General features: G+C 41.3%; 22 protein-coding genes, 1 riboswitch and 1 other annotated feature. Of the genes, 17 read left to right on the forward strand and 5 right to left on the reverse strand.

What is annotated here, in order from left to right; translation table 11 throughout:
- Nucleotides 1-6 precede the first annotated feature (6 nt).
- Nucleotides 7-645 (forward strand): YigZ family protein, encoded by a 639-nt coding sequence (locus DESME_RS05925; protein ID WP_025248689.1) that lies wholly within the window; start codon nt 7-9, stop codon nt 643-645.
- A 233-nt stretch (nt 646-878) separates the two neighbouring features.
- Complete coding sequence (locus DESME_RS05930) at nt 879-2,252, forward strand: citrate transporter (RefSeq protein ID WP_242837424.1); 1,374 nt, start codon at nt 879-881, stop codon at nt 2,250-2,252.
- Between the two features lie 61 nt (nt 2,253-2,313).
- Here DESME_RS05930 and DESME_RS16040 read toward each other — a convergent pair whose 3' ends face one another.
- Nucleotides 2,314-2,556, reverse strand: a complete 243-nt coding sequence (locus DESME_RS16040; RefSeq protein WP_167998831.1) for a hypothetical protein — start codon at nt 2,554-2,556, stop codon at nt 2,314-2,316.
- Nucleotides 2,557-2,596: 40 nt separating this feature from the next.
- On the opposite strand from DESME_RS16040, the gene DESME_RS16160 reads away from it, so the two are divergent.
- From DESME_RS16160 to DESME_RS05950, 4 genes are all read left to right on the forward strand, one after another.
- Nucleotides 2,597-3,376 (forward strand): hypothetical protein, encoded by a 780-nt coding sequence (locus DESME_RS16160; protein ID WP_179943935.1) that lies wholly within the window; start codon nt 2,597-2,599, stop codon nt 3,374-3,376.
- 4 nt (nt 3,377-3,380) lie between these two features.
- Nucleotides 3,381-4,154, forward strand: a complete 774-nt coding sequence (locus tag DESME_RS05940) for a PRC-barrel domain-containing protein (RefSeq protein WP_006715636.1) — start codon at nt 3,381-3,383, stop codon at nt 4,152-4,154.
- A gap of 5 nt (nt 4,155-4,159) precedes the next feature.
- Nucleotides 4,160-5,278, forward strand: coding sequence for a VanW family protein (locus tag DESME_RS05945; protein ID WP_006715635.1), 1,119 nt, complete (start codon nt 4,160-4,162; stop codon nt 5,276-5,278).
- A 143-nt stretch (nt 5,279-5,421) separates the two neighbouring features.
- Nucleotides 5,422-6,480: an HD-GYP domain-containing protein gene (locus DESME_RS05950; protein WP_006715634.1), complete on the forward strand. Its 1,059-nt coding sequence runs from the start codon at nt 5,422-5,424 to the stop codon at nt 6,478-6,480.
- Here the strand turns inward: DESME_RS05950 and nth are convergent.
- Complete coding sequence (gene nth, locus DESME_RS05955; RefSeq protein WP_006715633.1) at nt 6,458-7,117, reverse strand: endonuclease III; 660 nt, start codon at nt 7,115-7,117, stop codon at nt 6,458-6,460. The genes DESME_RS05950 and nth overlap by 23 nt on opposite strands.
- 178 nt (nt 7,118-7,295) lie before the next feature.
- On the opposite strand from nth, the gene DESME_RS05960 reads away from it, so the two are divergent.
- The 3 genes from DESME_RS05960 to DESME_RS05970 are packed head-to-tail and all read left to right on the forward strand — an operon-like array spanning nt 7,296 to nt 8,603.
- Nucleotides 7,296-8,051, forward strand: a complete 756-nt coding sequence (locus tag DESME_RS05960) for a fumarylacetoacetate hydrolase family protein (protein WP_006715632.1) — start codon at nt 7,296-7,298, stop codon at nt 8,049-8,051.
- 34 nt (nt 8,052-8,085) lie between these two features.
- Nucleotides 8,086-8,400, forward strand: a complete 315-nt coding sequence (locus DESME_RS05965; protein ID WP_006715631.1) for a GIY-YIG nuclease family protein — start codon at nt 8,086-8,088, stop codon at nt 8,398-8,400.
- Nucleotides 8,401-8,414: 14 nt separating this feature from the next.
- Entirely contained in the window at nt 8,415-8,603 is a 189-nt protein-coding gene (locus DESME_RS05970) for a 4-oxalocrotonate tautomerase (RefSeq protein WP_006715630.1), read from the forward strand.
- Between the two features lie 90 nt (nt 8,604-8,693).
- On the opposite strand, the gene DESME_RS05975 is transcribed toward DESME_RS05970, so the two are convergent.
- Entirely contained in the window at nt 8,694-10,088 is a 1,395-nt protein-coding gene (locus DESME_RS05975; protein ID WP_006715629.1) for a uridine kinase family protein, read from the reverse strand.
- A 130-nt stretch (nt 10,089-10,218) separates the two neighbouring features.
- Between DESME_RS05975 and thrC the strand changes: the two genes are divergently transcribed.
- Nucleotides 10,219-11,691 (forward strand): threonine synthase, encoded by a 1,473-nt coding sequence (gene thrC, locus DESME_RS05980; RefSeq protein WP_006715628.1) that lies wholly within the window; start codon nt 10,219-10,221, stop codon nt 11,689-11,691.
- An 89-nt stretch (nt 11,692-11,780) separates the two neighbouring features.
- Here the strand turns inward: thrC and pheA are convergent, their stop codons facing one another.
- Entirely contained in the window at nt 11,781-12,662 is an 882-nt protein-coding gene (gene pheA / locus DESME_RS05985; protein ID WP_006715626.1) for a prephenate dehydratase, read from the reverse strand.
- A gap of 58 nt (nt 12,663-12,720) precedes the next feature.
- Nucleotides 12,721-12,963, reverse strand: a binding site (T-box leader).
- Nucleotides 12,964-13,216: 253 nt separating this feature from the next.
- Between pheA and DESME_RS05990 the strand changes: the two genes are divergently transcribed.
- From DESME_RS05990 to DESME_RS06020, 7 genes are all read left to right on the forward strand, one after another.
- On the forward strand, nt 13,217-13,702 hold the full coding sequence (locus tag DESME_RS05990) for a CYTH domain-containing protein (RefSeq protein WP_025248691.1): 486 nt from the start codon (nt 13,217-13,219) through the stop codon (nt 13,700-13,702).
- Between the two features lie 62 nt (nt 13,703-13,764).
- A complete protein-coding gene (pepF, locus tag DESME_RS05995; protein WP_006715624.1) occupies nt 13,765-15,570 on the forward strand; it encodes an oligoendopeptidase F in 1,806 nt (601 codons plus the stop codon).
- Between the two features lie 108 nt (nt 15,571-15,678).
- Nucleotides 15,679-16,548, forward strand: coding sequence for an Mrp/NBP35 family ATP-binding protein (locus DESME_RS06000; RefSeq protein WP_006715623.1), 870 nt, complete (start codon nt 15,679-15,681; stop codon nt 16,546-16,548).
- 86 nt (nt 16,549-16,634) lie between these two features.
- Nucleotides 16,635-17,903: an adenosylhomocysteinase gene (locus DESME_RS06005; RefSeq protein ID WP_041483961.1), complete on the forward strand. Its 1,269-nt coding sequence runs from the start codon at nt 16,635-16,637 to the stop codon at nt 17,901-17,903.
- A gap of 63 nt (nt 17,904-17,966) precedes the next feature.
- On the forward strand, nt 17,967-18,209 hold the full coding sequence (locus tag DESME_RS06010) for a hypothetical protein (RefSeq protein ID WP_006715621.1): 243 nt from the start codon (nt 17,967-17,969) through the stop codon (nt 18,207-18,209).
- 110 nt (nt 18,210-18,319) lie between these two features.
- Nucleotides 18,320-18,646 carry a HesB/IscA family protein gene (locus tag DESME_RS15880; RefSeq protein ID WP_156922761.1) on the forward strand — a complete coding sequence of 109 codons (327 nt, stop codon included), beginning with the start codon at nt 18,320-18,322 and terminating at the stop codon, nt 18,644-18,646.
- Nucleotides 18,647-19,594: 948 nt separating this feature from the next.
- Nucleotides 19,595-19,722, forward strand: a riboswitch (cyclic di-AMP (ydaO/yuaA leader).
- 6 nt (nt 19,723-19,728) lie between these two features.
- Nucleotides 19,729-20,463, forward strand: a complete 735-nt coding sequence (locus DESME_RS06020; RefSeq protein ID WP_006715618.1) for a C40 family peptidase — start codon at nt 19,729-19,731, stop codon at nt 20,461-20,463.
- Between the two features lie 206 nt (nt 20,464-20,669).
- Here DESME_RS06020 and uvrC read toward each other — a convergent pair whose 3' ends face one another.
- On the reverse strand, nt 20,670-22,490 hold the full coding sequence (gene uvrC / locus DESME_RS06025; RefSeq protein WP_174377953.1) for an excinuclease ABC subunit UvrC: 1,821 nt from the start codon (nt 22,488-22,490) through the stop codon (nt 20,670-20,672).
- Nucleotides 22,491-22,524: the final 34 nt, after the last annotated feature.

A 22,524-nucleotide genomic window follows, 5' to 3' on the forward strand; every position in this document is an offset into this window, starting at 1 on the left:
AATAAAATAGTGAGTTATTTAACGATTTTAGAGAAGGGGAATTGGGAACAGACGATTGATAAATCACGGTTTATCTCACTCGTGTTCCCTGTAAAAACTGTCGAAGAGGTCAATCTGGGCTTAGAGAAGGCTCGACAACTTTATCCTAATGCTCGACATTATGTTTATGCTTATCGCCTTTATGAAGGTAAGCTTGAAAAATCAACCGATGATGGTGAGCCACAAGGCACGGGTGGAAGACCTGTTTTAGATGTTTTGCAGTTTCGCGAGTTATGGGATGTATTAGTGGTTGTCATCCGCTACTTTGGAGGAATTCTTTTAGGGACAGGAGGGCTAACGCGAGCCTATGGTGGAACTGCACGGCAACTCTTAGACCAACTTGAGGTGAGTCGTTTAGTTTCACATACGATTTATGAAGTGGAAGCAGGGTATAATTGGTATGAGACTTTAAAATACCAGTATCGACTCAACAACTGGGTGACGGGAAGTGAGGATTTTTCTGCTACGGTTAAGGTTGAAGTATTCGTCCGTGATGAAGAAAGACAAAAATTCGAAGAGCGGTTAGCAGAATTTACAGAACGCGAAGTCGTTTGTCGTGAAAAAGGAAGCATATTACGTGCAGAGTCAGTTGGGTCTCGTTGTTAACGAGGCTCTTTTCTGTCTAGAGGTTAATTTCCAAAAGTTTAATGAAATTAGATTGCAGAACTTAAAGAAAATGAATACTTGCATTACCAATGGGTGGTGCTTTTTTGTTGGGCTAAGTTTTTTCTAGAGCATAGACTGAGTCTGGAATTGAGAAACTAGACCAATGGAAGGTGATAATTAGCGTGATAACTCTAGCACATTGGGTATTTCTCATTTTTGTTGTTTTTATCATATTGACACTATTTTGGAAAAATCCTCCTGTCTTATCGGCTGCTATTGGGTTATTTGTGGTCGGTTTTGCTTATTCTAGAAATCCTCTTGAATCTATTCAAATCTCTTTTCGAGCATTGAGTTTGGCGACGACTAATTTATTGTCAGTTATCCTGTTAATTGGGATTGTCGTAGCCTTAACACGTCTTCTAAAGGATACAGGGGCAGACCAAAGAATTGTGCAACCCTTATTACGTTTGAATCGACTGAGTACTGCTTACTGGTTAATCGGAATTGCAATGTGGATTTTAACCTTAATGATTTGGCCCACTCCGGCAATTACTTTATTAGGGGCAGTTGTTGTTCCCGCACTTAAGAAAGTTGGACTTAACCCGTTGGGGCTTGCTTTGAGTTTAACCCTTTTTGGAGAAGGATTGGGTTTATCCGGCGATTTTATTATTCAAGGAGCGCCGTCTTTATTGAGTAAATCGACAGGTATTCCTGTACCTGTTCTGATCAATGAATCTTTGCTCATTGTTTTAAGCAGTGGTTTACTGGCTGTCCTTACTGGGAGCTTACTCTTAAAATTCAAGTTGAAAGACGATAGCAGTCCATGTACTTTGAAAGATAAGAATCTAGAGCCCACGAAGGTCTTGGTAAAGGCGCGTATACGGCATTCTCCAAATATCATAAAGGGCTTAAATAGGGTAACGGAAGAGATAGACTTGAAAAAGTCTAGAATTCTAGGGCTAATCGCTATTTTTTGTTATGGCTTAACTGTCCTTTTTATGTTCTTCTTCAAAATCCGGGGGGATGCTGCAAGTGCATTAGTCGGGGGTACGACTCTACTAATTCTTTGTATAGGGGTTTTTATTCAGGAGCGCCGGAAAGCATTTACAAGCTTTGTAGGATATTTGAAAGATGGACTGCGCTTTTCAATTGGGATTTTTGTTCCGATTGTGGTCATGTCCAGTTTCTTTTTTTTAGGAACTAAAACAGGGTTTCAACAAATATTTCATAATGATGGACAGGGCTTTTTTAGCGATTTTGCTTATCGATTATCCGAATTTATCCCCTTAAATTCATGGTCGGTGGGTGGAATTATTGTGTTGGTGGCTATTCTGGGATCGATGGATGGATCCGGATTTTCCTCCTTACCTCTTGTGGGAGGAATTGCTATTGCCTTATCACAGGCTGCTCAGTTACCAGCAGTTCCTTTTGCAATTCTTGGTCAGATTATTGGAATTTGGACTGGAGCAGCGCTTATTCCTTGGGGCTTTAGCTCGGTAACATCGGCAATAACTGAAGTAGATTCAAGAACGTTATTCCGTTTGACGTTACCTTGTTATCTTGTGGCTATAATTACTGCATTTTTTTTGACAATGTTGAGGATTTAATGATGTTTGCTGACTTTTAGAAGGAATAATCAAAAGTCCTGTCGAATACATGAAAAGTTAATCAGAACAAGGAGGCGAGCAGGATTTTCCTGTATGGGTTAGTTGTTACGATTGTCAGCCTTCCATTTATCTTGGTATTTAGTTTTAAATCCTCAGTTTTTGGATTTAAGGCTTTTGAAGGGTTTATTGTTTCTTTATTAGTATGCTTAGATGCCCTAAGTTTTCCCTTCTTCTTAAGAGCAGGTCTCTTGATAGGTTGGATGATTATGACGGGAATTTGTCTATTGGTTCCGTTCTTGATCATGATCTTATATAAGCGGAAGAGAATTCAACGCACTCAAAAAATGCATATAAAAGATAAACCTTTGCCATCTTTAGCACTTGAACAATCGCCAGAAAAGAAAAACGAAATACCGTTTAAAAATGAAGAGCCCGAAAACGAGCCAGAGCCCGAAAACGAGCCAGAGCCCGAAAACGAGCCAGAGCCCGAAAACGAGCCAGAGCCCGAAAACGAGCCAGAGCCCGAAAACGAGCCAGAGCCCGAAAACGAGCCAGAGCCCGAAAACGAGCCAGAGCCCGAAAACGAGCCAGAGCCCGAAAACGAGCCAGAGCCCGAAAACGAGCCAGAGCCCGAAAACGAGCCAGAGCCCGAAAACGAGCCAGAGCCCGAAAACGAGCCAGAGCCCGAAAACGAGCCAGAGCCCGAAAACGAGCTAGAGCCTGAAATCGAACTAAAGACCGAAAAGATGTCTATGCTTTTAGTAGAGCCTTATCCACTTGAACCAATAGGTATCGATTATGCAACGTGTGAAATATTGGTGTCAAGTTTCGAAGAGCTCTTGGAAGAAGGGTTTAAGGCAAAAGAACGTGGAGCATCTCAGCAAGCAGCTCAATACTTCTATCTAGCCTTAAAAACTAAGCCTGAACCTGACCTTGCCTATTACTTGATTACGGATAGCTATGACCTATGGAAATCCGTAAATTTAGTTGATTTGGCAATCTTAAAGCTTGAACCTTTTATAAGGGACTTTCAAGATGGAGCCACAGAAGTGTGGCAAAAGCGTCTCGATACATGGCTTCTTGAAAATCAGATACAACTTAAAAAACGGATAGGAAAGGAATGATTTAATGAAAGCAAGTAAAGAAATTAAAGGATTGCGAATCATTAGCATAGCAGATGGAACACAAGTTGGAGTTATCAAAGATTTGATTTTAAATCCTAAAACGGGGAGTCTAGACTTTTTTATCATTGATCAGCCAGCTGACTATTTTGGAGCCAAGGTAATCCCTTTTAATGATATCGTCGGATTAGGTGAATTTGCTGTGACGATTCCAGACCCTCAGGTCATTCAAGATGTTTCTCAAAATCTTGAGGCACAAGAACTTTTGAAACAAGATGTAAATGTTATTGGAACAAAAGTTTTAACCAAAAAAGGAAGTTTAATCGGAGAAGTACAAGAATACCTTGTTGATGAAGAAAAGGGTAAAATTTCAGCTTGTATTTTCGTAACTCCTGATGGTAATACCAGAGAAGTCGCTGCGCAAGATATTATTACCTTCGGCAAAGAACTACTGATCATTGATGTTGTTTATACAGAAACTCTTGTAGGTGAGGCGGGGGTAGTTACAGATGGAGCTCAATCGATTACACAATCAATTGAAACCGTACCTTTCCTAACAGAGGAGATTCTTACAGAAACTCATCAAGAGAGCAGTACGGAGTTTAATCTTTTTGAACAGCGTCAGTTGCAGTACTTTATTGGAAAAACTGTAGATAAGAATATCGTTTTGGATAATGGAGAAACCCTTAATACTGGCGAACCAATGAGCGATGAGATTATACGCAAAATTACTTCACGCAACAAACTCATGGAAATCACGTCATACCTCCATAAAAATTAAGGCTTATGAAGAAACGAAAGTTTTATGTGGTTTTTGGGGTCTTATTTTTGCAAATTGTGACTTCAATTACATTGGCCACCTCAGTCACCTATGGCATGGACTATGCTAAAGCTCCTCAAGGTTTTCAAGTTTGGGGGATCGACTTATCAGGCCTAAATCAGGAAGAAGCGTATCAACGCCTCGAAGGAGAAATGCCCAGTGAGGTTTCTTATCAAGATTCGATGTATCCTCTCACGGTTACTCAGTCTCAAGAGGGTTTACGGGATTGGTTAAATAGTCAATTTGCCCCTGAAAGTAACTCTTGGTGGGTTAATGCTTTAAACAATCTGAAACGAATGGGGCCCAAACAATTATCTCCAGAGTTCCTAGATAGGAATGAAATATACCCTCAATTGGAGAATATGGCCCAGCAAATTAATCAGCAAGGAATGCCTGCAAGTATTCAGATGCAGACTGGACACTTTACGATTCAGAAAGGCTCACCTACAATTGTGATGGATGTTCCTGCTTCCTGGGAGAAACTTAACCAAAGCGGGGGTTCAAAGTCTGTACCGCTGGTTGTAAATTCCCAAGAGATTGCACCCAATGAAAAAGACTTGCAGAAAATTAAAGATAAAATAGGAGATTATACGACTTTTTTTGATTCAACAAATGGGCCGAGGACTAATAACGTTTTTTTAGCGGCTAAAGCATTAGACGGTCAGCTAATTAAGCCAGGTGGGGAGTTCTCCTTTAATCAGATTGTGGGGAAGCGGGATAAAGAAAAAGGCTACTTGCCAGCCTACACTTTTGTGGATCAAAAGGTTGTTTTGGATGATGGGGGCGGAATCTGTCAGGATTCTAGTACTCTTTATCATGCGGTGCGACAAGCTCAACTTCAAGTTTTGGAAAGAAATACTCATTCCTTACCGGTGACATATGTTCCAAAAGGACAGGATGCCACTGTGGCCTATGGGTTATTAGATTTTCGTTTTCGTAATACGACTCGAGGTTATGTTTACCTTGATGTACGCATGGGAAGCAATTGGCTTCGTATTCAGATTTATGGAGTTGCTGATGCGGAACACCCCGTTCTTGCTGAACCTGATGGCTATCCGATAAAACCAGAGTTTGATATGAAATGAGCCGCCTGTAGGCGGCTCATTTCATATCTGGTTAAAATTAACTTAAGATTTTAAGCTTATAGTAAGGAAAGAAACGTTTAAATTCTAAGGTAAATGATGTACCATTAGAAGTAATGGGAAGACATTAGGAAGGGGCTAACCGAGTGAGACAAGTCAGCGTAAATTCACTAAAAATCGGCGACGTCTTAGGAAAAACAATTTACTCAAGCAAAGGGAGAGTTCTTCTCGGTAAAGATGTCAAACTAACCCCCTTATACATTGGTAAATTAAAGGATATGGGAATATCTATTGTATATATTGAAGATGAACGCTTCGATGATGTTGTGCCAGAAGATGTGATTACGGAGCAACAACGATGGGAAGCTATGGAGCTTATCGAGAAAAGTTCTCAAGCGGTTCGACTTGGGAAAGACATGAATGGTTTTGAATTAAAAAGTATTGTTAGTAAGATTGTTGAAGAAATTATGTTTAAAAAAGATATTCTAGTGAGTCTCATGGACATTCGGAGTCGGGATAACCAAATGTTTGCTCATGCAGTCAATGTTTGTGTCCTTTCTACTGTCCTGGGTAAGGCGATGCTTTTAGATAAGGAGAAGTTGGAAACACTAGCGATTGGAGCTTTGCTTCACGATGTTGGCAAAATGCAACTTGAGCCAGAATTAGTCTGTAAAAATGAAGACTTAACTTCTAAGGAACTTGAACGCCTCAAAATGCATACAAGTTTAGGCTTTGACGATTTAAGAAAACGTAAAGAATTTAGCATAGTTGTAGCACATATTGCTTTTCAGCATCATGAAAATCTCAATGGCACGGGTTATCCGAGGCAACTCAAAGATGCAGAAATTCATCCTTTAGCTCAAATTGTAGGGCTAACCAATCTGTTTGATAAGCTAACAACGGATAATAGTGGTTTAAAAAGGGTGATGCCCCATGAAGCGTGTGAAATTTTAATGGGGCTCGCCGGCAAAGTTTTCCCTCTAGAGTTGGTGCGCGTATTTTTAAAAAATATAGCGGTTTATCCAACAGGTGTTATGGTTCGCCTTAACACAGGAGAGATTGGTGTGGTAGTTGATCAGAATCTCAGTATGCCAGCTCGCCCGGTGGTTCGTGTCTTTGAAGATATGGAGCGTAATTCGAGTAAGGGAAAAGAATATAACATGATTGAGCATCGCACGATCTTTATTGATGAGGTGCTGAGCTAGCTTTGGATTGAGCTTCTGAACAAAAGGGTTGAAGTGGACAAAGCAGGCACTCAGGACGTTTAGCATGGCACATTCTTCGTCCGTGCCAAATCAGAAGATGATGCGCAAGACTCCACTTTTTCCGAGAAATCAAGCTTTTTAATTGGTCCTCGACGAGATCGGGATTCTTTCCTGTGGCAAGACCCAAACGGTTTGAGACACGTAATACATGCGTATCTACGGCTAAAGCGGGGATACCAAAGGCATTGCTGAGGACTACATTTGCCGTCTTTCGGCCCACACCAGGGAGCTCCGTTAATTCCTCAAAGTTTCTCGGTACATCTCCCTGATGTTTTTCGACTAAGATTCTGCAGGTGGCTAAGATATTTTTGGCTTTATTATGATAGAGCCCAATTTCTTTGATGCTCTGTTCGAGTTCCTCTTGGGTGAGTCGAAGAAGTTTTTGCGGGGTTGTGTATTGTTGAAAAAGACGTTCTGTAATTTGGTTCACTTTTCGATCGGTGGCCTGGGCACTCAAAATCGTAGCTATGAGTAGTTGAAATGGATTAGAAAAATTGAGCTCGCAGTGAGCATCTGGATACATTTCTTCTAATAACTTAAAGATAGTTTGGGATGGGGCTTGCTGATTATTTTTCAAAGGAAGGCTCCTCCTTTTTTACTCTATTTTTGGATGTGGAATCAAATGAATCAAACGCTTTAATTATATCACAGACTCATGGGTACAATTGTTATAGGTGTTAAGAGGAATTGGTTCAAGAAAGGCGAATAAGAATTTAATTTGCCTTGTGTTGTTAGAGACCGAAAGGAGTGAAATTATGAAATATGTACGATTCTTTTATGAGGAAAAAATTCAGTTCGGCATATTGGATGAGGGGATAATAACTGTTATAGACCGCTCATTCCTTGAAAAAGGGAATCTTCCTACAGGCACCACGTTGAGTTTAAAGGAAGTTCAATTATTAGCTCCGGTTCAACCGAGCAAAGTAATCTGTATCGGGTTAAACTACGCCAAGCACATTGCAGAATTTGGAGGGAGTAAGCCTGAAGACCCTATTATTTTTATTAAACCAAGCACATCGGTGATTGGGCCGGAGGAAGAAATTGTTGCGCCAGCGATGAGTCAGCAAGTCGATCATGAAGCGGAATTAGCTGTGGTTATCGGTAAAACGGCAAAAGATATCAAGGAAGACCAGGCTTATGATTACATTTTTGGGTATACTTGTGGGAATGATGTTACAGCTCGTGATCTACAGCGGATTGACGGACAATGGACAAGAGGGAAGGGTTTCGATACGTTCTGCCCACTTGGGCCATGGATCGTAACCGATCTTGATCCCAGTCATTTGGATATCCGTGCTATCCTCAATGGCAAAGTGAAGCAATCTTCAAATACACAATATTTTCTTAACCCTATTGCTAAGCTGGTGAGTTTTATCTCCCAAGTGATGACGCTGCTACCAGGAGATGTCATAATGACGGGTACTCCAGAAGGGGTGAGCCCGATGAAACCAGGAGACGAAATTGTGGTTCGGGTTGAAGGCATTGGAGAATTGCGAAATCGTATTCGGTAAAGTAGGAGGATGATTTCCCGCGAGGGAATTAAAGATGGGTTACTGGGTATATATTGTTAGATGTGCAGATCAGACGCTTTATTCAGGTTCGACGACTGACCTAAAACGAAGGCTACATGAGCATAATATGGGTAAGGGCGCCAAATACACCCGAAGCCGTACGCCGGTCCAATTAATGCGAGCCTGGCTGGTTGATTCATGGAGTCAAGCGCTTCGTCTTGAGGCGGGGGTAAAAAAGTGCCCTCGAACGTTTAAAGAAGAGCTTATACGAGATCCTCAAACGGTTAAAGTGTGGGCGGAACAAATGGGTTATGATTTTTCAATTGAAGTCGCTAAAACGGAAGATTGAAGGGAGGTTTTAAGATGCCGATAGTACAAATTGATCTTTTAGAAGGGCGTACTTATGAACAAAAAAAGGCTATGGTTGAAAAAATTACGGAAGTTCTCATGGAAACAGCAGAAGCAAAGCGGGAAAGTATTTCAATTATTATTCGAGATATGCCGAGAGAAAATTATGCTCATGCCGGTCAGCTCGCGAGTGAGAAGAAATAAGCAAGCGTCATATTAAAAAATACTAGAGGTTGTTACACTGTGAAATAAGCGTTCATTGTGCAACAACCTCTTCATTTAGTAGTTTATGACTTAATAGGAATAGATTCCCCCACCAATAAATTCGCGTAGAAGAGAGTTAAAGGGGACCTTGGAAATATCTAATGGATTAAAATGAGAGAGTAACCTCAGTAAATGGACGGCAGTCGAGTAATGAGGATGTTCTTGGGGAACGGTAATAAGTAAAGGTTCAGCATAGGGGCGAAGGGCATTTAACTCAAAAAGTAGGCTAGAATCAAACATGACATCCGCTTCCTCCTGATAAGGAAAAATATTTGTGTTTTCGCCGCGTCGGACGCTTGCCCATTGGAGAAGCGTGTTTTCGGGAGAAATTCCTCGAAATTTATCATCGCGGACCAGTCTTCGAATTAAGCGGACCTCGGTTGTTGGGATTCGATTGTAGGAATCAATATTAAGTTGAAAAAGTGCGCTCACGTAGATGCGAAAAAGATGGTTACGATCAAGTGAAGAGAGGAGTCGCGGGTTGAGGCCGTGAATCCCTTCCATAACAAGAATTTCATCAGCTGAGAGTTTCATTTTTTGGACATATGGCTTTCTCCTTCCGCTTTCAAAGTCGTAAATTGGACATTCGATATCTCCTCCTTGAATTAAAGCCTGAAGATGACGATTAAGCAAGGGGAGATCAAGCGCTTCTAATGCTTCGAAATCAGGGTGTCCGTCTGCATCCTTAGGCGTATCTTCGCGATCACAAAAATAGTTATCAAGGGATAAGGCAACAGGACGTAAGCCGTTGACTCTGAGTTGAGTTGAAAGTCGTTGGGCAAAGGTCGTTTTTCCAGACGAAGAAGGACCTGAGATAAGGATAATTCTGACATTCTTGCGTTGCTCTAAAATACGGTCGGCAATGAGGGAAACTTTCTTTTCATGAAGAGCTTCCGCAAGACAAATTAATTCTTGAGAGTGGTGTTCTTGAATGATTCGGTTAACATCTTCAACTTCAGCAAGATGAAGATTCTCACCCCAACGTTGAGTTTCACGGAAGGTCGCTGTTAATTTTTCAGGAGGAATGAAGGGGGAGAGAGTTTCGGGTTGGTTCGGGTTTGAAAAGAGAAGAATAAATCCCGGAGGATAATGGATAAGACGGAAAGGATAGATTGGACCGCTCCGGGGGAGGGGAGGAAAAAGGGATTTTATCTTTTTCTCATTGACTTTACAATGGAAAAAACTATCTCCTTCTAATTGGAATGCTAAGGATTGATCTGATTTGACCCAGGTCTTAAGATGTTCTTCAATGTGATTGACCTCACGAACCGATACAAGAGAATTTTCAAATTCACAATAGATGCCATCTGAAATCGAGTAAGCAATTTTTAACTGTTCTTGAGGAAATAGTTCTTCGCAGCTATAGATAAGCCCCAAAATCAGGGTCTGACGGTACTGACGATGAGAACTTTCAAGAAGGTTCATGAATAACTCCTCCTTAGATAAGAAATGATTAACGAATAAGTGAGTTATACTGTATAATTGTATCTTATAGAAGGATAAGTGTCTCTTGGGGGCGAATAACATTAAATTATTATGGCTAGGAGGGAAACGCGTGTATATAAGTACGAGAGGAAATTCACCGGAACGATCCGGAAAAGAAGTCATTGCCCTAGGAATGGTTCCAAACGGAGGGTTATTCGTTCCGAAACATATTCCTGAAATTGATTGGAGAGAGCTCGAAACTTTAAACTACCCAGATTTAGCCCGAAGTATACTTAAACTTTATCTTCCTGAATTTTCAGATCGTACTTTAGATCAAGCCGTCAATGTCTATCGTTCTGAGCTTTTCAGTTCCGAAAATCCAGCCCCTTTGGTGCAAGTTGGGAATATGGGTGTTTTGGAATTATGGCATGGCCCAACTTCGGCCTTTAAGGATATGGCTTTACAAGTTCTTCCCCATTTATTGAAAGAGAGTATCCAGTCTATTGCTCAATTTAATAAGGTCTTGATTTTAGTGGCGACCTCAGGAGATACAGGTAAAGCGGCTTTAGAAGGCTTTCGGAATGTTCCAGGGATTGAGATTGCGGTTTTCTATCCTGAGAATGGAGTAAGCGCTGTTCAAGAGCGTCAGATGACGACGACTGAAGGTGAAAACACCTACATTATCGCTGTTAAAGGGAACTTTGATGAGTGTCAGTCGAAAGTGAAGGAAATCTTCGGCTCAAAAGAGATTAAAGGTGATTTTCTAAAAGGAAAATATACTTTTTCTTCAGCAAACTCCATTAATTGGGGACGACTTTTGCCGCAAATCGTATATTATTTTTGGGCTTATGCTCAGGCCGTCGCTAAGGCGCAAATAAAAGCTGGAGAATTTATAAATGTCGTTGTACCTACCGGAAATTTCGGTAACATCTTAGCTGCCTATTATGCTAAAGAGATGGGGTTACCGATTAAGGAATTAATTTGCGCTTCGAATCAGAATAACGTTCTTACGGAGTTTTTCCAAACTGGAGTCTATGACCGGCAACGGCCGTTCTATTTAACATCCTCCCCTTCGATGGATATTCTCATTTCCAGTAATTTTGAACGTTTTCTTTATGAAATGAGTAATCGGGATGAAGAAAAAGTAAAAACTTGGTTTGGAGAACTTCAATCTAAAGGAAAATTTGGAGTCGATCTTCAGACCTTAGCTAAGGCCAGAGATTATGTTAAAGCTGGTTGGGCGAGCGAAGCTGAGGTAAAAGACATGATTCAGAAGGTTTATACTGAACAGTCTTATGTCTTGGATCCACATACAGCTGTTGCAGTAAGAGTTTATCAAAAGTATATGGAGTGTACGGGAGATTCTACTTATACGATTATTGCTTCAACAGCCAGCCCCTTTAAATTTGCGGGGACCGTTCTCCAAAGTATCATATCAGAACAAATCACCGAAAATGAGTGGGAAAACCTGGCACAACTCAGTGCTCTAACGGGTTGGACTATTCCGATGGGGCTTCAAGGGTTGGAAAAAAAGACAGTTCGAAAAGTGGAGAAAACAACTCCCTCAGAGATTCCTCATTTGCTGAGACAACTTTTTCTCTAAAATCAACTGATGAATTTCATATTTATTAAACAAGGAAGTGATGTTCACTTCCTTGTTTTTACTCAGCTCTATAAATGCTTTGTCAAACATCAAGAGCATGGGGAAGTTAGTGCGGGAGGAAGTGCCTTTGGGTAGGAGCCTAAAAGCTTAGTCGAGACATTTTTTTCACGGAGTGACCATAGGGCTTCTTGAATGATGGGGGAAAAAACGTAACCATCAATATCAATGAAAAAAACGTATTCTCCTAATTTCTTTTTAGAGGGACGAGACTCAATTCGGCTCATGTTGATGTTGCGAGTTGCAAATTCCAAAAGAATCTGGGATAGAGAGCCGGCGACGTTGGGGGCGATAATGAGTAAGGAAGTCTTATCTTCTGCACTCATTTCAGGACTCATTTCTGCTAAAGAATGGGTAACGAAGATAAACCGGGTTGCATTAAGCATGGCATCCTGGATTCGCTCTTCTTGACAATGAAGCGAATATAGTTCGGCAGCTCGGTGAGTTCCAATAGCCGCCCAGTTTTCTTGAGTAGAAGAGACTTTCTGAGCAGCTTGGGCAGTACTGAGAGAAACGATTTGTTCGGCCTGAGGAAGATGCGTTTCTAAGAAATCTCGACATTGCCCGAGAGCTTGTTCATGGGAATACACCCGTTCAATTTGGCTCAACTCCAAGGGCTTGGGAGTTAATAAACATTGCTCAATGGGGTGAATGAACTCCTTAAATATATAAATATTTTCAGTTTGCCCTAACGTATCCATTGTGGCTCCCACTTGCCCTTCCGTCGAGTTTTCAAGCGGAACAAAGCCATAATCAATTTCGTGGCGATCACAAGCGGAAAGAAGTTTGGGGATTGTACTGAAGGGGATGGGATCAGGACGATTTTCCTTCCAGTCTTCCTGTTGAGACATAAAAAGTTGAAGGGCCTCTTCTGAAAAACTTCCCTTGGGACCAAGAAAACCAATGCTGCTCATATTTAAACCTCCTAAGCTGACTATATATGATAAGATAATAGAAAAAGGCTTAGCGCCCTAAAGGGACGAGCTAAGCCTCGTGGTACCACCCTCATTGCCAGTTCAATATAATGAACCGACCACTTGAATCTCCTGACTAATTAGGAATACCTGATAACGGGGGTATCCGGCGTTCCCTACTACACGTTCAAGAACGCAACTCCTGAGTGAATTTCCGTTCCAGTAAGCACCAAGGCTTTCAGTCTATGGCCTAGGTTCCCTGAGGGTCTGGGTTACGTATACTCTCATTCATCGTTATTAACACGCAAGATTTTAAATGATTATATCAGGAAAATTTTGAATAGGGAAGGAATTTTTATAATTTTCTTCGAACAATAAGAATGAACTTGCAGAATTAGGATCGACACGCTAAAATAATGATTGGAAGGTTGGGGAACCTTCCTGGGAGATAGGTGGACGAGGTGGCAGAAACAGGCAGTGGTACGTACGCTGCCTGTTTCACTTTATATATTTATATATATTTATATATTTTTTTCTATAAAAGGAGTGAACGTATGGCGATTGAGATAGAACGCAAATATTTAGTGCACCAGGAGTTACTTCCTCGCTTAGAAGATGGAACGAGAATGATTCAGGGATATATATCTATGCAGCCGTCTATCCGCTTTCGTGTTATCGAGCAGGATGTGATTATTACTATTAAAAATTTACAGAAGGATGGAAGTCGCTTCGAATTTGAAACGATTAAACGTGAAGTGAGCTTGGCTGAGCAGGAACAGCTGTTTGAGTTAGCCCTTTTCCCAAGCATTGAAAAGGTTCGCTATCGTCATCCTTACCTAGGACTAGTGTGGGAAATTGATGTCTATCAAAGAGAAAATTTAGGGCTAATTACTGCAGATGTGGAATTGCCGAGTTTTGATTATAATATAAAATTTCCACGCTGGATCAATGCTCAACGAGAAATTACGCAGGATTCGCAATATTTCAATGTCAATCTTGGACAAAAACCTTATACGAAATGGAGGAGTACAGACGAATAAATTGCTAAATTTTCCTGCTCCTGTGTATAATAATTCAGAAAACATTTTAAGGAGGGTTATCTGTGGAACATGCAAAATTGAAATCCAGATCGGAAATTCCTGATGAATACAAATGGCGTCTTGAAGATATTTTTCCTAGTGATCAAGCGTGGGAAGAGGAATTCGTGAAAGTGGAAAAAAGCCTGGAACAAGCCTCTCAATTTCAGGGTAAATTAGGAGGGAGTGCGGACCAGTTAATCGCTTGTTTTGAATGGATGGATGGAGTTGGATCAGATCTAGAAGAAATCTATACATATGCCCGCATGAGACGAGATGAGGATAACCGAGAAGCTCTCTATCAGGGAATGACCGACCGGGCAGGAGCACTCTCAGTTAAGTTGGGTAGTGCATTAGCCTTCGTGGTTCCTGAACTATTGGCGATTCCGGAGAAAAGGCTAGCGGAATTTAGCAAGACTAACCCTAAGTTAGAAATTTACGATCATGCTTTAGAAGACATTTTGCGCAAACGGCAACATGTTTTAAGTACAGCTGAAGAAAAGATATTAGCAGAAGCAGGCGAAATGGCAGAAGCGCCGAGTATGATTTTTGGAATGGCTAATAATGCCGATCTCAAATTCCCATCAATTAAGGATGAGAAAGGGCAAGAAGTCGAGCTAACTAAAGGAAATTACTCGCAATTTATGGAAAGCTCTGACCGCATCGTTCGAAAAGAGGCTTTTGAAACGCTGTATCACACCTATCAAAAGCAAATCAATACGTGGGCGGCGACCACAAATGCCAATGTCAAAGCAGATGCTTTTTTTGCTAAAGTTCGAAAGTATCCCTCGGCAATTGAATCATCTTTGGATGATGATCGGGTTCCGCTCACTGTGTATGATGCTTTAATTAAGACGGTTCGTGAATATCTACCGGAAATGTATCGTTATATGCGTCTCCGTAAAAAAATGCTGGGACTTGATGAACTTCATATGTACGATATATACGTTCCGATCGTCCCAGAGGTAAAAATGGAGATTCCTTATCCAGAAGCACTGAAAATGGTTCGTGAAGGCCTTAAACCCTTGGGAGAAATCTATCTCAAGATATTGAATGAAGGGTTTGATTCGCATTGGGTCGATATTTATGAGAATCAGGGTAAAACGAGTGGAGCCTATTCTTGGGGAACGTATCGCTCTCATCCCTATGTTTTACTAAACCATCAGGATACATTAGATTCCATGTTTACCATCGCTCATGAGATGGGACATTCCCTGCATACCTATTTATCAAATCAAACTCAACCGCATCTTTATGCCGGTTATAAAATATTTGTCGCTGAGGTTGCTTCAACTTTAAATGAAGCTCTTGTTATGGAACATCTCCTAAAGACGACAGAAGATCCTAAGGTGCTCGCTTATCTGCTCAATCATTACTTAGAACAATTCAGGGGGACGATCTTTAGGCAAACGATGTTTGCTGAGTTTGAACAGAATACCCATGCTTGGGTAGAGCATGGCGAAGCGTTGACGGCAGATCTCTTGTCGCAACAATACCTGAAATTGAATCAGGAGTATTACGGTCCAGACGTGGTTTCTGATTCGGAGATTGCTTTAGAATGGACAAGAATCCCGCATTTCTATAATTCGTTCTATGTTTATAAATATGCAACAGGTTTCTCTGCAGCAACTGCCCTTGCTCGTAAAATTCTTCAAGAAGGTGAACCGGCAGTAAAACGTTATCTATCTTTTCTCTCGAGTGGAAGCTCAGATTATCCGATTGAACTTTTGCGCAAAGCAGGGGTAGATATGGAAACGCCGGGTCCCGTGAAAGAGGCCTTGGAAGTCTTTAAGGGGTTGGTAGATCGTTTGGAAAAAGTTCTTGAGGAATAATTTCAGGAAAGTTTGAGAGAACCTTGACAAACGATATAAGATGGACGAATATTAATGTGCAGATACCCCTTGGGGGAATATGTGCCTGGAAGAAAGGATGGATGAACAATGAGTGAAGCGTGTAGTTCATGTTCAGCTGCTGGAAGCTGTACAACCGGTAGTTGTTCCACTGAACCTCAATTAACTGAAGCGCAAAAAGCCAGCAAGATTGGTAAAATAATTGCGGTTATGAGTGGTAAAGGTGGAGTCGGAAAATCGTCGGTGACGAGTATGTTAGCCGTAAGTTTAATGCGGCAAGGTTATAAAGTCGGCATCTTGGATGCGGATATAACCGGACCGAGCATTCCTAAAATCTTTGGAATTACGGAAAAGGCCAATGTTAATAAAATTGGCGTGACTGCCCCTGTAAGTAAGGGCGGGATTAAAGTGATGTCCTTGAACTTAATGCTTGAGAATGAGGACGATCCAGTTATCTGGAGAGGTTCAATTATTACTCAATTAGTTCAACAATTTTGGACGGATGTGGTGTGGGGAGAACTTGATTATTTATTAATTGACCTGCCCCCAGGGACAGGAGATGTCCCGATTACAATCTTCCAAAGTCTTCCTGTTAATGGGGTAGTTATGGTTACAAGTCCTCAGCAATTGGCGGGTATGATCGTTCGGAAAGCGATTAAAATGGCTAAAAAGTATGAGACAACTTTCTACGGATTAGTTGAAAATATGGCTTACGTCTCTTGCCCAGACTGTAATACGAAAATTGAGATTTTCGGTGCACCTAAGGGTGAAGAAGAAGCGAGTAAGAATGAAATCCCGTATTTAGGACAGTTGCCTATTGATCCTGTACTCTCCAGCATGTCTGATCTTGGTAAAATTGAAGATTATCAAACCGATAACTTTGATAAGATTGTCAAGAAAATGCTTGAAGAAGTGGCTAAAGATAATACTCATGCTAAGTCTGAGGATGCAGCTCAGTAAGGAGAAACGGAAAATTGAACAGTTAGGGCTTGCGTTTTGACGCAGGTCCTTTTTTCCCAAAGCGGAGAAATAAGAAGTGAGGTGAAATGGCTTTGTCAGTAGTGTTAGAATCAACCATACGAAATATCGATTTAGCGCCTCAAGGTCAACTTAAAATTGAATGGGTTCAAGGGCATATGCCGGTTTTAAATCAATTACGTAAAGAATTTGAACAGGAACTTCCCTTTAAAGGAAAAAGAGTCGTTGTTTGCTTACATTTAGAGGCTAAAACAGCTTACTTAGCTAAAGTCATTCAAGCCGGGGGTGCAGAAGTTACGGTAGTTGCCAGTAACCCTCTATCTACTCAGGATGATGTTGTTGCTGCCTTAGTTAAGGGAGGAATTGGGGCTCATGCATGGCATGGAGCAACGGCGGAGGAATACCATCAACATATTCATCAAGCGCTAGATTTTAAACCGGATTACATCATTGATGATGGCGGAGATCTTGTTTCAACTATCCATCGGGAAAGAAGAGAACTCATTTCTCAGGTCAAAGGTGGAGCTGAGGAAACCACGACGGGTATTCTTCGACTCAAAGCGATGGAACAAAATGGAGAACTTGGATTCCCAATGATTGCAGTCAATGATGCTCAAATGAAATATTTGTTTGATAATCGTTATGGCACGGGTCAGTCAGTTTGGGATGGCATTATGAGAACTACCAATCTCGTCGTTGCGGGTAAAACTGTCGTCGTAGCGGGGTATGGCTGGTGCGGTAAAGGTGTAGCTATGCGGGCCAAAGGTCTTGGCGCTCGTGTTATTGTTTGCGAAGTGGACGCTATTAAGGCTAATGAGGCTTGGATGGATGGCTTTCAAGTTATGCCAATGATCGAAGCCGCAACTCGAGGAGATTTCTTTGTCACAGTGACTGGAGATAAAGATGTTATTCGCGGTGAGCACTTTGAGGTCATGAAGAATGGCGCGATCCTTGCTAATGCTGGTCATTTTGATGTTGAAGTTAACAAAGATGATTTGAAGGCGTTAGCTAGCGAGACCCGTATTGTTCGCCCAAATATTGAGGAGTTTAAACTCGCTGATGGGAGAAAGCTTTTCTTGCTTGCTGAAGGACGGCTTGTGAACCTGGCGGCTGGGGATGGTCATCCTGCAGAAGTTATGGACATGACATTTGCTCTCCAGGCTCTGTCTTTGTATGCTTTAGCAACACAAGCTGAACCCTTGCCCGTAAAAGTGTATCCCGTCCCTCATGAAGCAGATCTACGTGTTGCTTGTCTTAAACTTGAAGCATTAGGTCTCCAAATTGATGATTTAAGTGAGGAACAGAAATCTTATTTATCCAACTGGGTTCATGGTTAAGCTTAAACGTCATGCTGGCGGGTTATACTAGGATTATCTTGAAGAGAAAGGTCGGATAATCCATTGTTTAAAACCTTATGGCGTTTATTGGTTGTTGTTGTTTTTATCTTACTTATAAAAAATACATTTACTTCTCAAACTCAAGCGTATATTATTTGGCCGGAAAATTCGAATTTCGTCGAACAAGTAAAATTTCAAATGAATCGACTTCAAGAAAATGCCCAAGATTTACCGGCCAATGTTGAAATGGAAATTAAACGCTTGTGGAAGGATCTAAAACCAGGTAATGACGCTAAACTTGTTTAAAATGTCATCTTATACTAAAGAATCAGTTTGACATTGTGCAAAATTCCATGTATCATAAGTTCATATCCAAACTAATTAAAATGATTCTAAAAAAGGAGCGCGATTGAGTTATGGTTGGTATTACAGAAATCGCAGCCCAGAAGGTGAAAGAGGTTATTGCAAGTCAGAATAAAGATAATTCCTACTTGCGTCTCTATGTCGCTGGCTTTGGCTGAGGAGGGCCGAATTTCGGCATGACTCTGGATGAGTCAAAGAATGAAAATGATATTGTAGATGAAGGTTTTGGAGTCACGATCCTTACTGAGGATAAACTGACAGAATATCTTGAAGGTGCAGTTATCGATTATGTAGAGTCTCAGTATGGTGGTGGGTTCGAAATCAAAACGAATAATCCTGGTGGTGGCTGTGATTCGGGTTGCAGCAGTTGCGGGAGTTAATTCATTAAATAAAGAGCTTTTTAAGCTCTTTATTTATTTTGCTTATATGGTGTTTATATTAATCTTTTAGGGTATATCCGCAAATTTGGGGAATATTAGAGATTAGCAGATATTTAATCTTAGGTTAATATTTCTAAACGTATCGTCATGATTGCATTCATTTTTAGAGATTCTCTTGAGTATGAATAGATAGAGGCCAGTTTTAAAGTTTCATATAACCATGTAAAATAGATATAGTATTTATTATTCCTTTGGGCAATGGTGCGTTATTCTAGTGCACGAAATGGCAATCGAAGGCGGGCCTAAGAATCCGCCGAGGGCATACCGATGAAGTTCCTGGTGGTGGCTTACGACGCCCAGTCGAGGGTTGCTGCTGGGAGTTAAGGTTCAGGGGGATCCGCAATGGCATGCGGGCGCTACCCTTAACCGTGGAGGCCTAAGTACGTGGTTCCTTTAGGGGTTACGGCTTGGGGTATGAACCTGCATTAGGAAGGAACTTAGTGCAGCGTAGCCTGCCTTGAGGTGGAAAAGTTGGGAAGGTGAGAGGGACTTGGACTATGTTGGCCGATATAGTTCAGTCTGCCGGAAATTCTTTTCTGCAAAAGAGGCTAGATTGTTAAGGAGTGTCAAGGAAAACTTCTAGAACGATAATCAGTGAGGATTGAAGTGCGGTCTCAGTGGCGATCAAGTTCTGAGTGCTGGTAACACCTCAGGTTAAGAGAAAAGGGAAACCGCCTCAAGGGAAACCTGGGGATCTTAGCGGGAAAACCTACTTGACCTAAGCCGTAATATTTTTTCACTGATGTCCTAAAGCCCAAAGGCACACCTCTCTTATGAGAGGTGTTTTTGGTTTTTAACTTTAAATTACCATAAATTAGATGGAGGAATTTAAGGCTCTTTATCGAATAATAATAAAATAATCAGTTCTGCTGAATTCTGTAGGGTTAGATCACTTGTGAGCTGAGACTACAGAGCGGGGGATTTCCTATGGGGTGAATCGCAAGTGATTGCGTAGGGCTTTACACCTTGATGCCCGAATCCGTCAACTAACCTCGTAAGCAAAGAAAGGTGGATTCCGTTTAATGATTTCATCCTCACGTAAAGTGTGGGTGGGCAGTATGACTTTGTCCAGCGTACTGCTATTCAGTAGTTTAATGGGTGCACATTACCCTGCCCAGGCTGCTGAACCTACGACTAGTTTGAAGACAATAGTATTATCATCAAACTCTGTGTCTGGATATTCAGCTTCAGCAACACGCAACAAAATAATTGCTTCAGCGGGAAAAACTCAGACTAAACAGGCTGAGCCTACTCCAAAAGTCCAAGTTGCCGTAGCTGAAGACAGGAAGGCAGAAGTTGCAAAGACTGAAACGAAGAAAGAAACTGCAAGTAAGCCAAAGCAAGTTGCAAGTGCAACTAAACAACAAACACAAGTATCTCGGAGTAGCAGTACTGATTCTTCCAAATTGGTAAGTAACGCAATGAGCCTTATTGGTACCTCTTATGTATTTGGAGGAACAAGCCGGAGCGGTTTTGATTGTTCTGGTTATACCCAATATGTGTTTAAAGGGTCAGGAATAAGTTTGCCACGTACTTCTTACGCTCAATTTGGAGTAGGGTCTGCAGTTTCTCGCAATCAATTACAACCTGGAGACTTGGTGTTTTTCTCGACTTATGATCAGGGAGCTTCCCATGTTGGAATCTATGTCGGTGGAGGAAGTTTCGTTCATGCCTCAAACAGTGGAGTTAGAACCACAAGTTTATCGGAGAGTTACTATGCTTCCCGTTATATGGGAGCAAGAAGAGTCACAAACTAGTACAGAGGGCATAAAAAGAGAGTAGCAATTTTGCTACTCTCTTTTTATGCCTTTCTCAAAGCTGACTGGGAAGCCAGGGAACTGGTTTATAGCCAGAGCACTCCCCACCGGGCTCGGCAGATGTTAAATTATGAATATAAAAGTCGGTTTTAGTGCACTGCTGGGTTCGCTTAAAATAGCACTCACGGCACAGTTCCACACGATAATTAAGAATCACGTTTCTTTTCCTCCTGAAAGTGCTGATAGATGATTTCGGCAATCTGAGCGGGTAAGCCTGCTTTCTGGAGCTCTTCTAAACTGGCTGTACGAACCTTAGCCGTTGATTTAAAGTAGCGGAGAAGGGTTTGACGACGTTTGGGACCTACTCCAGGGATTCCATCTAATTCGGATAGGATCATATTTTTGGCGCGCTGTTGGCGATGGAAGGTAATCGCGAAACGGTGAACTTCATTTTGGATGCGCTCTAATAAATGAAAGGTAGGCGAATTCTTTTCAACTATAACAGGAAGTCCTTTTTCATTGAGCAAACCTGCTGTTTGGTGATGATCATTTTTTACCATACCCGCAATGGGGATATTTAACTGGAGGGAATGGAGAGCATCAAGAGCAGCACTAATTTGTCCTTTACCTCCATCGAGTAGTATCAGGTCCGGGAGGTGTGAGTTTTCTTGTTTAAGGCGGTTATAGCGGCGGGTTATAACTTGGCGCATTGCTGCGGTATCGTCCATATTGGCCATCGGATAAATTTTAAACTTACGGTAGTTATGGCGATTGGGCTTACCGTCCAAAAACTGAACCATGCCAGCAACGGTGTTTGTACCCGCAGTATTTGAAATATCGAAGGATTCAATGATACGGGGAGCAGAAAGATTTAACGATTTCCCCAAATCATCTAAAGCTTGCAGGTTCTCTTCGATATGTCGCACCTCAAGTGTAATTTGGTCATGCAACGTTTTTTTAGCATTTTCCATCGCCATATGCACTAAGTCGCGTTTCTGTCCTTTTTGGGGAGCTAGGATCGGAAAGAGCCGAGATAAGAGCGTAATATCAATTGGCGGAACAAGGATTTCCTGAGGAAGGGTGATCTTGTCTGTGTAAAATTGAGCTACGAAGGAAATGAAAGCTTCTTCTGGGTTTTCAAAGAAAGGAAAAATAAAGTTGTCTCGGGATAACAACTTGCCTTGACGGAGGTAGAAGACTTGAATACAGATTTGATCTTTAGTGACAGAATAACCTAAGACATCCCGATCCACAAAATCGTTGAGGGTAATATTTTGTTTTTCACCGACTTTTCGCAAATCGGCGATTAAATCGCGATATTCTTTAGCCCTTTCAAATTCTAAGGCCTCTGCAGCATCCTGCATCTTCTGTTCGAGTTGAGTAATTATTTTATGCTGATCTCCTTTTAAAAAAGAGGTTACTTCTTTACGCATTTGTTCATAAGCACTAGATTGAATGTCTTCAATACACGGACCAAGACATTGATGAAGATGATAATAAAGACAAGGCTTGGACGGAACATGACGACATTTGCGGAAGGGAAATAGTCGGTTTAGCAGACGAGAAGCTTCTTTAGCTGCAGTTGCATTGGGGTACGGCCCAAAGTATTTCCCGGATCCTTTTTTTACTTTTCGTGTCACCATAATTCGAGGGTGTAACTCTTCGGTTATAGCGATAAAGGGGTAAGATTTATCATCTCTTAAGAGAATATTATATTTCGGATTATATTTTTTGATAAGATTACATTCAAGGACAAGGGCTTCAACTTCAGATTCCGTGAGAATTGTTTCAAAATCAGCGATTTGGCTGATCATGAGTTGAGTTTTGCCATTATGAGAACCTGTAAAGTAGGAACGAACTCGATTTCGAAGAATTTTAGCTTTACCGACATAAATGATTTGTTCGGTTGCGTCTTTCATCAAATAGACTCCAGGTTTCTCAGGTAATAAACTTAATTTTTGGCGTAAAATCTCCATTATCTCCACACACCTCTCTATCATTCTAGTGGGTGAAGTGAACGGATGCAAGTTTTAGCCTCCCCCATATCATAACGGCGGAGGT

The sequence above is a fragment of the Desulfitobacterium metallireducens DSM 15288 genome, from assembly GCF_000231405.2.
GTDB classification, from domain to species: domain Bacteria; phylum Bacillota; class Desulfitobacteriia; order Desulfitobacteriales; family Desulfitobacteriaceae; genus Desulfitobacterium_A; species Desulfitobacterium_A metallireducens.

Coding starts and splice junctions, on each gene's coding strand:
- DESME_RS16040 (WP_167998831.1), bottom strand. CDS start 2,556: ATGATCAAGAACGGAACCAATAGACAAATTCCCGTCATAATCATCCAA.
- DESME_RS16160 (WP_179943935.1), top strand. CDS start 2,597: ATGCATATAAAAGATAAACCTTTGCCATCTTTAGCACTTGAACAATCG.
- DESME_RS05940 (WP_006715636.1), top strand. CDS start 3,381: ATGAAAGCAAGTAAAGAAATTAAAGGATTGCGAATCATTAGCATAGCA.
- DESME_RS05945 (WP_006715635.1), top strand. CDS start 4,160: ATGAAGAAACGAAAGTTTTATGTGGTTTTTGGGGTCTTATTTTTGCAA.
- DESME_RS05960 (WP_006715632.1), top strand. CDS start 7,296: ATGAAATATGTACGATTCTTTTATGAGGAAAAAATTCAGTTCGGCATA.
- DESME_RS05965 (WP_006715631.1), top strand. CDS start 8,086: ATGGGTTACTGGGTATATATTGTTAGATGTGCAGATCAGACGCTTTAT.
- DESME_RS05970 (WP_006715630.1), top strand. CDS start 8,415: ATGCCGATAGTACAAATTGATCTTTTAGAAGGGCGTACTTATGAACAA.
- DESME_RS05975 (WP_006715629.1), bottom strand. CDS start 10,088: ATGAACCTTCTTGAAAGTTCTCATCGTCAGTACCGTCAGACCCTGATT.
- pheA (WP_006715626.1), bottom strand. CDS start 12,662: ATGAGCAGCATTGGTTTTCTTGGTCCCAAGGGAAGTTTTTCAGAAGAG.
- DESME_RS05990 (WP_025248691.1), top strand. CDS start 13,217: ATGGCGATTGAGATAGAACGCAAATATTTAGTGCACCAGGAGTTACTT.
- DESME_RS06000 (WP_006715623.1), top strand. CDS start 15,679: ATGAGTGAAGCGTGTAGTTCATGTTCAGCTGCTGGAAGCTGTACAACC.
- DESME_RS06005 (WP_041483961.1), top strand. CDS start 16,635: ATGGCTTTGTCAGTAGTGTTAGAATCAACCATACGAAATATCGATTTA.
- DESME_RS06020 (WP_006715618.1), top strand. CDS start 19,729: ATGATTTCATCCTCACGTAAAGTGTGGGTGGGCAGTATGACTTTGTCC.